The sequence below is a fragment of the Shewanella sp. ECSMB14102 genome (genome assembly GCF_000813075.1).
GTDB classification, from domain to species: domain Bacteria; phylum Pseudomonadota; class Gammaproteobacteria; order Enterobacterales; family Shewanellaceae; genus Shewanella; species Shewanella indica.
The window spans coordinates 82217-95257 of record NZ_JWGX01000026.1; the positions used below are offsets into that span (position 1 = coordinate 82217).

Consider the following 13041-nt stretch of genomic DNA (forward strand, 5'->3'; position numbering starts at 1 on the left):
TTTAAAGGCAAGGATATGATGAACCTGAATAACAGAATCGGTATCGCGGCCGGTGGAGGCTTGCTCCTGTTGGGAGCTGTGTTGCTGAGCGCAGCGGCCCATGCATCTCAGTCGATGATCATTACCGTGACTAAAGGCTTTGGTGTTTCTCTTTATGCTACAGATGTTGGCGATGCCAAACAGATGGCAGTAGGAGATGAAGGCACTCTGTTTGTCGGTTCTCACAAGAGCGGTACGATTCACGCTTTGGTCGACAGTAACCATGATGGCCGGGTCGATAAACGTTATCTGATAGCCAAAGGCTTGGATTACCCTGAGGCGTTGGCTTTCCACAAGGGTGACCTTTATGTTGCCCTGGAAGATAGAGTGGTGGTGTACCAGGATATTGAACCTAGGCTCAGACGTCCTCCGCGCGCTCGGGAAGTCTATGATCAACTGCCGGGCAACGGCAGAAAGAGTGCCAGAGCCATGCGCTTTGGTCCGGATGGCAGGCTCTATATTGCTATCAGCGCCCCTTGTAATGTGTGTGAGCCCAGCGCCCCTTTTGGCAGCATCATTGCCGTGAATGTAGACTCGGGCGGGAGTCAGCAGATAGCACTCGGAATACGTAATGTCATAGGTTTTGACTGGTCGCCACTGGATAACCGCCTTTGGTTTGCCGATATGAGCCGTGATTGGATGGGGGATAATCTGCCTCCTGATGAAATCAACCGGGTTGACGTTGCCGGGGCGCATTATGGTTTCCCTTATGTACATGGCAAAGATGTACAGGAACCTGCCTATGAAGAACCCAAGAGCCTGAATATCACCAAGCCAGTCTATGAACTGCCGGCCCATGTATCCCCTATGGGGATGCTGTTTTATCGCGGAAACCAGTTTCCCGCTGAATACCATAACCGGATTTTATTGGCAGAGAACGGCTCCTGGAACCGTTCCAGCAAGGTGGGCTATCAGATAGTGGTGCTGGAAACCGATGGCCGCCAGGTGAGCAATCGCCGCACCCTGGTGAGTTTTCTCGATGGTGAGTTTCCGGTGGCCAGACCCCATTCACTGGCGATGGCCCCGGATGGCGCCGTCTATATTTCGGATGATCTGAAGGGAAACATCTACCGCCTGTACTACAAAGACACTGGTGCAGAAGATGCTGAATCTGAGTCGGACTATGCGCCGGCACCTGAACAGGAAAATAAATAATGAGTGATGCGATAGCCTTGAGCCTGGATGGCGTGGAGCAGATGCCGCTCAGGCGCTTCACCGAAGAGGCGTATCTCAACTATTCCATGTATGTGATCATGGATCGGGCCTTGCCGCATATCGGCGATGGCCTTAAGCCGGTGCAACGGCGAATTGTCTACGCCATGAGCGAGCTGGGATTATCGGCGGCGGCCAAATACAAGAAGTCGGCCCGTACCGTGGGTGACGTGCTGGGTAAGTATCACCCGCACGGCGACAGCGCCTGTTATGAAGCTATGGTACTGATGGCGCAGCCCTTTACCTATCGCTATCCCTTGGTGGATGGTCAGGGTAACTGGGGGGCACCGGACGATCCCAAGTCGTTTGCGGCCATGCGTTATACCGAAGCCAGGTTATCCAAGTTTTCCGAGGTGCTGCTTAGCGAACTCGGTCAAGGTACAGTGGACTGGGGCGTCAACTTTGACGGCACCCTGAAAGAGCCCTTGGTACTGCCGGCCAGACTGCCGCATATTTTGCTCAACGGTATTACCGGTATCGCTGTGGGTATGGCGACGGATATCCCGCCCCATAACGCCCGCGAGCTGGCCAGCGCCTGTATCGAGCTGCTGGATAATCCCAAAGCTGATCTGCCGCGGCTGATGGAATTGGTGCCCGGGCCCGATTATCCGACTGCGGCCGAAATCATTACCCCGAGCGCTGAAATTGCCAAGGTCTATGAGTCGGGCCGCGGATCAATCAAGGCCCGTGCGGTTTACACAGTGGAAAACGGTGAAGTGGTAATAACGGCTTTGCCGCACCAGGCCAGCTCCAGCAAGATCCTCGAGCAGTTGGCGGCGCAGATGCAGGCCAAGAAGTTGCCCATGGTGACAGACTTGCGCGATGAATCGGACCATGAAAGTCCGGTGCGCTTGGTAATAGTGCCGAGATCCAACCGGGTCGATATCGAACAGATGATGGCGCACCTGTTTGCCACCACAGATCTGGAAAAGAGCTATAGGGTCAACCTCAATGTGCTCGGTCTCGATGGTCGGCCCCAGGTCAAGGGCCTCAAGCAACTCTTGAGTGAGTGGCTGGAGTTTCGAATTCATACAGTGCGCCGCCGTCTGGAATTCCGTCTGGATAAAGTACTGGCCAGGTTGCATATTCTTGAAGCCTTGATGATTGCCTTCCTCAATATCGATGAAGTGATAGAGATCATCCGCTTTCACGATGAACCCAAGGCCGAACTGATGCGCCGCTTTGGGCTGACAGATAAGCAAGCCGAAGCGATTCTGGAGCTCAAGCTGCGCCATCTGGCCAAGCTGGAAGAGATGAAGATCCGTGGTGAGCAGGATGAGCTCGAAGCCGAGCGGGAAAAGCTGCAACTGCTGCTCAGTTCGGAACGCCGCTTGAAGACCTTGATCAAGAAAGAGTTGCAGGCAGATGCGGAAACCTATGGTGATGACCGCCGCTCGCCACTGGTGGTGAGAAGCGAATCCAGAGCCTTGTCGGAGCAGGAGTTGGTGCCAACCGAGCCCGTGACCGTGGTGCTATCTGAAAAGGGTTGGGTACGCTGTGCCAAGGGCCATGATATCGACGCTGCCGGGTTGTCCTACAAGGCAGGTGACAGTTTCCTCTGCGCCGCGGCCGGACGCAGCAACCAGCAATCTGTGTTTATTGACAGCGCCGGGCGTGCCTTCGCCACGGATACCCATACTCTGCCTTCGGCCCGCAGCCAAGGGGAACCTATTACCACCAGATTCAATCTGGCCCCGGGGGAGAGCATGGAGCACGTATTGCTCGGGGATGATGATAACTGCTTCCTGCTGGCGAGTGATGCCGGTTACGGCTTTATCTGCGCCTTTAAGGACATGGTGTCGCGCAACAAGGCGGGTAAGGCTTTGCTGACGCTGCCGACCAATGCCAAGGCTTTGACGCCACGTAAACTGGACAAGTCCAGACCCAGTTCGATTCTGGCCATCACCAATGAAGGGCGGATGCTGATGTTCTCCATGGAGGCACTACCGCAGTTGGCCAAGGGCAAGGGCAATAAGATCATCGGCATCCCATCGGAGCGGGCGAAAAACCGTGAAGAGTTGGTGACTCACCTTTACTTGGTGCCGGAAGGCGCCAATGTCACCCTTTGGGCCGGCAAGCGTAAGCTGACACTAAAGAGCAGCGATCTGGAGCATTATCGTGGTGAGCGTGGCCGCCGCGGTGCCAAGCTGCCTAGAGGGTTGCAAAGAGTCGACAGTGTTGAAGTCAGTGTGGAGGAACCGGCGCTGTAGCCCGACCCAAAAGTAGCCCGACCCAAAAACCACAAAAGCCGCATCATGATGCGGCTTTTGTTTTTTACCTGATATATCAGGCGACTTCGTAATAATTGGGCTCAAGATCCAGCTGATTTTGGATGATTTGCGTCGCCATCCGTACACACTTACCGCATTGATCACCCACCCCGAGGCGTTTTTTCACCTCGCTGAGGCTAACATCTCCCTGGCTGACTGCCTGCTTTATCTGGGTATCCGTAATTGCATGACACAGACAAACGTACATTTATCGGGCTCCGGTTACTGCTGGTAAGTGGACGTTATTTTTCAATACGCAATTCTAAATGAAAACCGTTATCAATACTAATAACGCTTGGATATATTTTAGGGTAGATCACCCTTTAGTTGGTTATTAGGGAAGGTGCGAACAAGTCTCATGTGTGCTCTGCGTCGGCTGGCGGGCTTGGATGCAAGGCGTGGTTCGCAGCAAATGGCCCTAGTCCTTTGCAAGAACTTCCTTAGGTCTTTAGTCAGCAAATAGCACCGCGCCCGGAGGAATGGGCGCGCTAGAGGAAGGATTAGTAACCTCTGTCGAAGTACACCAGGTTCTCCAGTGATTCAGCATTGAGATAGTGGTGATAGTTGCGGGCGAAGATATCGACCACCTGAGACGGGAAGCTGGGCGCTGAAATATGGGGAGTGATTACCGCATTGGGGCGATCCCAGATGGGATGCAGCGGTGACAGCGGCTCCTGGGCAAACACATCCAGCACGGCTTTAAGCCGGTTTCTGCGGCCGAGTTCGACCACCAGGGCATCGAGATCTAGGGCGTCGCCGCGGCCTATGTTGAACAGTATCGCGCTGTCTTTGAGTAGTGCCAGTCTTTCTTTGCTCAGCAAACCTCGGCTTTCCTGAGTGCTCGGCAGAGTGTTGACAACCACATCGGCCTGGGGCAAAAGCTCATCGAGCTGGGCCGGGCTGATGATGCAATCAAAGCCCGCGACGGCCCTTTGGCTGCGGTTCATGCCCCAGACCTGCATTTTGAAGTGTTTGGCGCTGGCGGCCAGGTGCTCGCCGATGGAACCCGTGCCCAGGATCAGCATCTTCATCCCCTGCAAGGTGGCCAGAGGACCTGGGTGCCAGTATTTCTCCTGCTGCTGGTGATGATACAGCGCATGTTGGCGAACTTCGGCGAGCAGATAACCGAACACGTATTCGCTCATCAAGGGGCCGAAGATCCCCTTCACATTGGTCAGCAGGTAGTCTTTTCTGGTTTTAGCACCAAGCAGTTTATCGACACCGGCGAAGGTTGATTGCAACCAGCTGAGATTCTTGCCGTGACTCAGCAGCGGTTGGGCCAGAGCCGGCTCGGCCAGCCAGATATCGGCACTGGCGATATTGGCCGGGTCATCGCCAAGGATAGTGAGGCCAGGAAGTGATTTTTCGGACAACAACTGTCGATATTCAGCATTTTCCCGGGTGAGTAACAGCAGCTTGTATGCCATAGTATCTGTCCTTGTTGTTTTCGTTATTTTTATGGATTTATATTTTAATGGATTCAGTTACGCAACTACTGACCCAGCTGGGTAGTCAGCTCTATCCCTGGCTTAATGAGATAGCCACCGCCATGGTTGCCTGCGTCATTTTGGTGTTCGGTGCCGACTTCAACCGTTTTCTGCGCCGTAAGCTCGGGGCACGCAATTTTGTACTGCGCACGCTGATCTTTATTCTGGTCAACGCCTTTGGTTACGGCATGCTGATAGTGGCTCTTAGCCCCTGGCTCGCCAGGCAGCTGGCGCACCTACCGGCGCTGTGGACTTTACTCTTGGTCAGTGGCACTTTTATTTTTGTCGGCGGCTGGGCCCAGCGCAACAACCAGAGTTGAACAATCTAACCAGAGATCATTCAAACGACTGCTCACTCAAACCAGTGGCGGTAGTCGGTTTGTGACTCCTGAGTCAATGCGGCGGCGGCTTTGTCTGGATAGTTGGCAAAAATTCCATCTACCCCCAGCGCCGCCAGCGCCCTGATATCATCGGCATCATCTACGGTATAGACATACACTTTGGCGCCGCGCTGATGAGCATCGGCAACCAGTTCACGGCTGATAAAGCTGATATCCAGATGCAGTGACCAGGCTTTGAGCTCACTGACCACGGCGGCTTGGTTGAGCGCTATCCCCTCGAGCAGTGGCGCTACCGGTATCTCGGGCAACTGCTGTTTTACCTGTTTGAGCCAGAGATGATTGAATGAAGACACCAGTAGTTGCTCTGGCTGGTAGCCGAGTTGCAGTAGCTGCGGGTATTGCTGGATAAAAGGCTCGACGCAACCTATTCCCTTGAGCTCTATGTTGACCGTCATGCGCCCCTCGATAAGCTCAAGTACCTGGCGCAGGGTAGGGATAGGCTCTCCCTCGACCCTCAGCTGTCTTAGATAGCTGCTGCTTTGCTGCGCGAGTAGCCCTTTGCCGTCGCTCTTGGGACTTAAACGGCGGTCATGAAACACCCAGAGCTCACCATCGGCGTGGTGCACGTCCAGTTCAACTGCATCACAACCAAGCTCTAGTGCCAGCGCCATCGCCTTAAGGGTGTTTTCCGGCGCATAACCACTGGCGCCACGGTGTGCGAAAATCAACATCTGCGATTAACCTCTGATAATACCGCTGGTGTCTTTGTTGTGCGTGTTGCTGATATGCACTTCGAGCTGAGGGTAGGCCAGCTCCAACTGATTCTCCTTGAGCTTCTTGCTGATCCGCTTATGCAGATCGTGGCGCAGCGGCCAGCGGGAAGACATATCTTTGGCATAAGCCCTGACTTCATAGTCTTGAGTGTGCTTGCCGAAACCGGCGAACCAGACTTCCGGTTCTGGGGTCTCCAGTGCGTTCTCACACTCTTTCACCGCCTGGTAGAGCGCGGCCTCCACTCTAGCGGGATCTGAATCCCTGGCGACCGAAACATAGATGATCACCCGGGTAATGGGATCCGACAGCGACCAGTTAATTAGCTGCTCTGTGATAAAGGCCTTGTTGGGGATGATAATTTCTTTTCTGTCCCAATCTATGATGGTGGTCGCGCGGATTTTGATCTTGGATACCGTACCTGTAAGGTCGCGAATAGTGACGGTATCGCCGATCCGCACCGGCTTTTCAAACAGTATGATAAGGCCCGAGATAAAGTTGGCGAAGATCTCCTGCAGACCAAAACCAAGACCCAGAGTCAGCGCTGCAATTAACCATTGCAGCTTGGACCACTCCATCCCCAGGGTGGCAAAGCCGATGACAATACCGATAAAGACCACCAGGTAACGGGTCACAGTGGTGATGGCAAAGCCGGTTCCTGGAGTGAGATCCAGTTTTTGCAGTATAGTCAGCTCCAACAGGCCGGGCAGGTTGGTGGCTATCATCATGGAAAAGCCGACCACGATAGCGCCAAATACCAGTGATTTCATGGTGATGGGCAGCGGTTGCTCGACTCCGCCTACCCCGGTAGTCGTTGTAGTCCAAAGAGTAATGCCATCGAGGAAGCTGAATAGGGCGGTATGAGTTTGGGTCCACAGGCCGACCAGGCAGGCGAGAAACGCCAGCAGCAGCAGGGATCTCACCAACCCCAGTGATTGGCTGGACATGGTTTCCAAATCGACAACCGGCTCTTCATAGGTGTCCTGATGATCGTTGTTGCTTGATGAGGTATCACCTTTTTCCCGCTGCGCCAGACGCTCGGCCCGGCGGGCCTTGGCGCGATCGAAGGCGATGCGGCGCCTTTCAATCAACATCCAGCGTTTCAGCAACTGGTACAGCAACAGAAAGCCGAGTCCCAGCAGTAAAGAAAGCTGCAGCTGCAGCAGCATCTGGAAGGCGGTGAAGTAGTAGCCTCTGAATGCCAACACGGCGCTCAGTGGCGGCACTAGCAACAACAGTAGCCACAATAGCTTTTGCAGCAGACGCTTATTCTTGTCGTCCAGATGGCTTTCACGATAGCGACGGGACAGAGTCAGTACGTCCCGATAGAGCATAAACAGCATGATACAGAACAGAATAAAGGCGCCGCGGCCTATGCTGTTGCGCACCAGAGATGAGTCGAGAATTTCGGTAAAGCCCATGACGCCCACCAAGGGCATGGTCATGATAATAAAGCGGCGAAAACGCTGCTGGCCCTGGCGGATCACCTCTTGTGGCCGTTTGAAATGGCCTATAAGCAGGCCCTTGTCCAGTGCCAGCAGATAGATGAAGCGATAGAGCTGGTACAGGCTGCCTATAGCCAGCACGCCCATACCTATGGCTTGAATGGGGTTACTGTCGGACTGCAGCATAATCAAGCCGGCCGCCACTATGGGAAAGGGTTTGAACAAGCTGTAACCGGCGCTGATTAGCAGCGCTTGGATGGTGTAGATGAACTTATCCTGGGTCACCTTGCCGACCGGCGCCTCACATTCGCGCATCATGGTCTTGAATCTGGGGGTGAGAATATCCTGTGCTACCAGACACAACACCGCCAGGATGATCCACCAGGACCAGTAAGGACTCAGTTCGGTCAGCCCCTGCTTTATTTCCGGCAGGTCGGTTTGTTGCCAGAGCCAGAGACTGGAGCGCTGCAGATCCGTCAGCCACAGCTTGCTGATGCTGTAGGCGTTGGGCACCCAGAACAGGTGTTCATTGAGGGTGGATTTGAGTCTTTGATAGCTGTCGGTGAGCAGCTCATACTTGCTTTTGAGCTTGGCCAGTTCACTGAGGTAGGTGTCATAGCCTTTCAATAACTGACTCAGCAAGGCCTGTTGCGATTCAAGCAGTCGTAACTGAGATTCATTGTTGTAGGCTTGGGTCGTTAGCAGTTGCTCATTGGCGGCAAATTGCTGCTCAATCTGATAGCGATTGAGTCTGGCATCGGCTATCTGGGTTTGCAGGTGTTCTTGGTTGGGGGGCTTTGGCAGTGACTGCAGGATCTGCAAAAAGCGCTCACCGAAAACCGGGTTCATCTTGACCCAGCTGATCTGCTCTTTGATGTTGTCCAGTTGCTTGCTGTGGGACTGATCCTGCTTCTCCGCCTGCTCCTGCAGGGCAATGGTCTGTGCCGTCTGCTCAGTCAATTGCTGTAACTGCTGACCATACTTTTGGTTGGCCAGACTCAGCTCTGTGGTCAGGCGATCGCGGCCATCAGCCTCGGCATTAAGAGTTTCGGCCAGTGTGGCATTGACCTGCTGCTGCCTGGCATCGGTAATGGCGCGGTTAAGCTGTTCGATAAGCAGCTCTTGTTGCTGCAACTGCTTGCGTACCAGTTGCAGTTGTAACTGATGCAGTTCGCGCTTTTGTTGGCTGACCGCCAGTTCGCTTTCCAGAGTGGTGAGCTGTTGCTCCAGCAATAACAACTGTGCCTGTTGCAGCTCTTTGGCGGCATTGTCACCGGCCACCGCCTGACTCTTTTGCTGTTGCAGCAGGGCCTGTCTGATTTTTACTATTTCGGCAGGTAATTCGCTATGGCGCTTGAGCATGGCGCTGTTGGCCTGACTGAGGCTGGTTTCACTCTCTTTCAGTTCGGAAAGGCGCAGATAGGCCATGGAGGCCTGCTGATCCAGATCCTGATGGCGTTCGGGCTTAAGTGGTGCAGCGGCTTCCTGCAGCAGATCATAAAGATGCTGGCGTCGGCTTTCGAAATTAAGTTGCAATTCTTGATAGCTGCGGTTGGTGTCGGCAAGTTGTTGAATGCTTTTTTCCAACTGCGCCAGTTGTTGCTCCTGCGACAGGGTTTCAGTGTTTTGTTGATTAATTCCCAGGCGTTTATCCAACCCCAGTGGCGAGTTGGCCTGGGCGGTGGCGACAAAAAAGAGACAAAACAGCAGGATGCAGGCTCGAACCATAGTTAAATTCAAAGAGTTAAATACAAAGAGTGAATCGACAGCTCATATTAGCTAAGTTAAGCGGGTTTTGATATGTCAGCCAAGGTTCTTTTTCGGGGCTTGTGATTTGTGACTCTGTGATGTTTCAAACAAGGCGGTTGCTACCACCAGAGTACCGCCGATGGCGGTTGTCAGCGTCAGCGACTCATCCAGCAGTAACCAGGCGAGCATAGCGCCATAGAAGGGTTGCAAGCAGGAAACTAAACCGACTGTTTTGGCGCTCAAGTATCTGAGTGCGGAAGTAAACAAGGCATGGGGCGCCGCGGTAAAGACGACTCCCAAAAGCAGCAGCAATCCCCAGGTTTGGTTGTTGATGTCACCGGCATTAAGACTGTGCCAAGGGGCCAACACCAGCACTGCCACCGCGGTTTGATAAAACATTGCTTGCTGGCCGCTGTAGGCGGTGAAGTAGCGTTTGTGCAATAGGTTGCGGGCGGTGAACAAGATGGCGGAAACAATCCCAACCAGGATCCCAAGGGTAACGTCGTTGCCCAATGACGGCTCGGGGATCAGCAGAATCACCCCCAGCAATACTGCCAAACCGCTGACAAGATCTCTAAGGTGTAAGCGACTGCCGGTAAACCAGGGTTCGACCAGCACTGTCATCACAGGATAGGTGAAAAAGGCTATCATGCCGATGGCGACAGAGGAGAGTTGCATCGCCGCAAAGTAGGTCACCCAATGGAGGCTGACAATCACCCCAAGCAACAGGGCGATGAGGTAATCTTTGCCGCGCAGCAAGCGCAGGCGTTGACGACTAAGTTTAACCAGCAGCGCCAGAACTATGGCGGCGATAATGCAGCGCAGCAGAGTGATATCGAGGGCGCTTAAGGGGATAAGTCGGGAGAACAGGGCGGTTCCTCCGAACAGGAGTACCGCCAGATGCAGTTCTGTCAGGCCTGTACGTGCTTGCCCCTTGGCAGACAAGTTCAGTCCTCTATTTTGGCAAAAGGTGTACCCATACGGGTTACGGCACCTGGCTCAACACCATCGGCAAATTCATCCAGGGCGTCCTTGGCAAACAGCATGACCACGGTACTGCCCAATTTGAAGCGGCCCATCTCGGCACCTTTCTCCAATGTGATGGCATCCGGCCCTGTGGTGGGGTATTCCCAGGTAAACACGCGCTTGCCTGTCGGCGGCGTGACAGTACCAGCCCAAACGGTTTCTATACTGGCCACTATGGTGGCGCCGACCAATACCATGGCCAGGGGGCCAATTTCGGTTTCGAATATGGCGACCACTCGCTCGTTACGGGCAAACAGCCCGGGTACATTGCGGGCGGTCAACGGGTTGACTGAGAAGAGTTCGCCGGGCACATAGGTCATTTTCGACAGCGTGCCTTTGATGGGCATATGGATTCTGTGATAGTCCTTGGGAGCCAGGTAGATGGTGGCAAAGTCGCCGTCTTCGAAGCGTTCGGCATCTTTGGCCTGATTGCCCAGCAGGGTCAGAGCCGAATAGTGATGACCTTTGGCCTGAAAAATGCGGCCGTCTTCAATGGGGCCACACTGACTCACGGCGCCATCGACCGGGTGCACTATATATTCTGAGTCCTGATACAGAGGGCGTGCGCCGTCTTTCAGGGCGCGGGTGAAAAAAGCGTTGAAGCTCTTGTAAGCTTCAGGCTCGCTTTGGGCCGCTTCTGACATATCTATCTTGTACTGTTTGATAAACCAGCGAATAGCCCAGGTGGTCAGCTTGCCGGCTTCGGCCGCTGCCAGTTTCCCTACCAGGCGGGACAACAGGTGTTTGGGCAGCATGTACTGCAGTGCAATCTTCACTTTATCCAATTTTTGCTTCCTTCAAATGGGCTTTGCCAGCTTAAATGTCGTCCATGCCGGCGCGGAAGTGGCGGGCGTGACGCTGTTCATCCAGACTGGAGATAATTCTGTGATAATTGTTGAATCTGTCTTCGGCAATTTTGCCTTCCTCTACCGCTTTACGCAATGCACAGCCGGGATCGTCCAGATGTTTGCAGTCGCGGAATTTACAGCCGCCGAGAAAATCCCGGAACTCCACGAAGCACCAGCCGACACGGTCGGCAGGTAAGTGCCAGAGGGCAAATTCGCGAACCCCGGGTGAGTCAATCAGATCGCCACCGCTGGGCAGGTGAAGTAGTTTCGCCGTGGTGGTGGTGTGTTGACCCAGGCCTGAATTTTCCGATATTTCCCCGGTTTGCAACTGCGCCTGCGGTAGCAGGGCATTGATAAGAGATGATTTACCTACCCCGGATTGCCCGGCGAATACACTGGTTTTGCCTTGCAACAGGGTTTTCAGTTGTTCTATCCCTTCAGCGGTTTTACTGCTGACTTTATAGACCGGGTAGCCGATAGCACGGTAGCGGGCCAGGGCGGTTTCTACTTCAACAGCCTGAGTCTCATCCAGCAAGTCGACCTTGTTGAGAATGATCACCGGCGGGATCTCTGTGTCTTCTGCCGCCACCAGGTAGCGGTCAATAATCTGGGTGGTAAAGCTGGGCAGTACAGATGAAACTATGAAAATTTGATCTATATTGGCGGCAATAACTTTAACGCCATCATAGAGATCAGGCCGGGTCAGTGACGAGCTGCGTGGGTGGACGGCTTCAACCACTCCTGCGACGGTAGTTTGTGGGTCGGTCGCCAGACGTACCACCACTTTATCGCCGGTAACCAGGCTGCCTATGGTGCGGCGAAGATTACAACGAACCAGTTGGCCATCATGGGTTTCAATATCGGCATGCTGGCCGAAACGGGAAATAACCGTGGCCTCCAGTTCGGGGCCGAGTGAGCTATCTTGTATTTCAGGGGCAGTCTCAGTAGCGTTTTTCCCACGTTGCAGACGCTTCTGGTGATTGGCTTTCATACGGCGCAGTTGGCCATGGCTCAATGGTTTCTTTTTACTCACAGGCAGCTCTTCGCGGTATAAGGTGATTTTGTGTCTTGGCAAAAAGCAGTATGATACACGGTCTTAAATAAAAAAGCCTGAATTTAGGCGAACTGGAACGGTGGGCTGAGCTATGGTTGCGGATGAAAATAACCTGATTTGGATCGATCTCGAGATGTCCGGGCTGGAGCCTGAAACCGATAGAGTATTGGAAATAGCAACCTTGGTTACAGACAAGGAGCTGAACATTATCGGTGAAGGGCCAGTGATAGCAATTCATCAGAGTGATGAAGTGTTAGCCGCCATGGATGATTGGAATCAACAGCATCACGGCGCTTCCGGGCTAATTGAGCGGGTGAAGGCCTCCAAACACACAGAGGCTGACGCCATAGCTGAGACTATTGCCTTTTTGAGTAAGTATGTGCCTAAAGGCGTGTCTCCCATGTGCGGCAACAGTGTTGGTCAGGACAGACGCTTTCTGAACAAGTATATGCGTGAGCTGGAAGAGTACTTCCATTACCGCAATATCGATGTCAGTACGGTGAAGGAACTGACTAAGCGTTGGCAGCCAGAAATCATGAAGGATTTCAAAAAGCAAAATACTCATCAGGCGTTGATGGATATTCAAGAGTCGATCGCCGAACTGAAGTTCTACCGTGAGCGAGTATTTAAAATTTGAGCGATCGGACGATAAATCTGTTTCAGGGGGTTGCAGCAGATGGAAATTTCCATATAATGCGGCCTCACCTTTCCGCTGGTGGTAACCAGTGTGAACGGTTAAAGTAAGTGGAAATGCGACATTAGCTCAGTTGGTAGAGCGGTACCTTGCCAAGGTACAGGT

Annotated in this window: 11 protein-coding genes; 4 read left to right on the plus strand and 7 right to left on the minus strand. The window is 53.5% G+C overall.

All coding sequences use genetic code 11. The features are described 5' to 3' along the window. The first annotated feature begins 15 nt into the window (after positions 1-15). Positions 16-1194 carry a PQQ-dependent sugar dehydrogenase gene (locus tag RC73_RS09985; RefSeq protein WP_052248121.1) on the plus strand — a complete coding sequence of 393 codons (1179 nt, stop codon included), beginning with the start codon at positions 16-18 and terminating at the stop codon, positions 1192-1194. Then, positions 1194-3461, plus strand: coding sequence for a DNA topoisomerase IV subunit A (parC, locus tag RC73_RS09990; RefSeq protein WP_039034492.1), 2268 nt, complete (start codon positions 1194-1196; stop codon positions 3459-3461). The genes RC73_RS09985 and parC overlap by 1 nt, the downstream gene beginning before the upstream one ends. Positions 3462-3537: 76 nt before the next feature. Here parC and RC73_RS09995 read toward each other — a convergent pair whose 3' ends face one another. Then, positions 3538-3729, minus strand: a complete 192-nt coding sequence (locus RC73_RS09995) for a bacterioferritin-associated ferredoxin (RefSeq protein WP_025009364.1) — start codon at positions 3727-3729, stop codon at positions 3538-3540. A gap of 292 nt (positions 3730-4021) precedes the next feature. After that, a complete protein-coding gene (locus RC73_RS10000) occupies positions 4022-4948 on the minus strand; it encodes a D-2-hydroxyacid dehydrogenase (RefSeq protein ID WP_039034493.1) in 927 nt (308 codons plus the stop codon). A 47-nt stretch (positions 4949-4995) separates the two neighbouring features. Here RC73_RS10000 and RC73_RS10005 point away from each other — a divergent pair, with 47 nt between their 5' ends. Then, positions 4996-5328, plus strand: a complete 333-nt coding sequence (locus RC73_RS10005; RefSeq protein ID WP_039034494.1) for a DUF3392 domain-containing protein — start codon at positions 4996-4998, stop codon at positions 5326-5328. A gap of 32 nt (positions 5329-5360) precedes the next feature. Here the strand turns inward: RC73_RS10005 and RC73_RS10010 are convergent, their stop codons facing one another. The 5 genes from RC73_RS10010 to rsgA all read right to left on the minus strand — a co-directional run bounded on the left by RC73_RS10010 (position 5361) and on the right by rsgA (position 12221). After that, positions 5361-6080 (minus strand): glycerophosphodiester phosphodiesterase, encoded by a 720-nt coding sequence (locus tag RC73_RS10010; RefSeq protein ID WP_039034495.1) that lies wholly within the window; start codon positions 6078-6080, stop codon positions 5361-5363. A gap of 6 nt (positions 6081-6086) precedes the next feature. Then, positions 6087-9293, minus strand: coding sequence for a mechanosensitive ion channel domain-containing protein (locus tag RC73_RS10015; RefSeq protein ID WP_039034496.1), 3207 nt, complete (start codon positions 9291-9293; stop codon positions 6087-6089). A gap of 75 nt (positions 9294-9368) precedes the next feature. Next, positions 9369-10259, minus strand: a complete 891-nt coding sequence (locus RC73_RS10020; protein ID WP_405130411.1) for a DMT family transporter — start codon at positions 10257-10259, stop codon at positions 9369-9371. A 2-nt stretch (positions 10260-10261) separates the two neighbouring features. Next, a complete protein-coding gene (asd, locus tag RC73_RS10025) occupies positions 10262-11125 on the minus strand; it encodes an archaetidylserine decarboxylase (protein WP_039034498.1) in 864 nt (287 codons plus the stop codon). A 31-nt stretch (positions 11126-11156) separates the two neighbouring features. Next, the gene (rsgA, locus tag RC73_RS10030; protein WP_039034499.1) at positions 11157-12221 is read right to left on the minus strand and encodes a small ribosomal subunit biogenesis GTPase RsgA; all 1065 of its coding nucleotides are present in this window, start codon (positions 12219-12221) and stop codon (positions 11157-11159) included. Between the two features lie 112 nt (positions 12222-12333). Between rsgA and orn the strand changes: the two genes are divergently transcribed. Next, positions 12334-12879, plus strand: a complete 546-nt coding sequence (orn, locus tag RC73_RS10035) for an oligoribonuclease (RefSeq protein ID WP_039034500.1) — start codon at positions 12334-12336, stop codon at positions 12877-12879. Positions 12880-13041 lie beyond the last annotated feature (162 nt).

Excerpts from the sequence above, each read along its gene's own strand:
- orn (WP_039034500.1), top strand. The coding sequence starts at position 12,334 with ATGGTTGCGGATGAAAATAACCTGATTTGGATCGATCTCGAGATGTCC.
- RC73_RS10010 (WP_039034495.1), bottom strand. The coding sequence starts at position 6,080 with ATGTTGATTTTCGCACACCGTGGCGCCAGTGGTTATGCGCCGGAAAAC.
- RC73_RS09985 (WP_052248121.1), top strand. The coding sequence starts at position 16 with ATGATGAACCTGAATAACAGAATCGGTATCGCGGCCGGTGGAGGCTTG.
- RC73_RS10000 (WP_039034493.1), bottom strand. The coding sequence starts at position 4,948 with ATGGCATACAAGCTGCTGTTACTCACCCGGGAAAATGCTGAATATCGA.
- parC (WP_039034492.1), top strand. The coding sequence starts at position 1,194 with ATGAGTGATGCGATAGCCTTGAGCCTGGATGGCGTGGAGCAGATGCCG.
- RC73_RS10015 (WP_039034496.1), bottom strand. The coding sequence starts at position 9,293 with ATGGTTCGAGCCTGCATCCTGCTGTTTTGTCTCTTTTTTGTCGCCACC.
- RC73_RS09995 (WP_025009364.1), bottom strand. The coding sequence starts at position 3,729 with ATGTACGTTTGTCTGTGTCATGCAATTACGGATACCCAGATAAAGCAG.
- RC73_RS10005 (WP_039034494.1), top strand. The coding sequence starts at position 4,996 with ATGGATTCAGTTACGCAACTACTGACCCAGCTGGGTAGTCAGCTCTAT.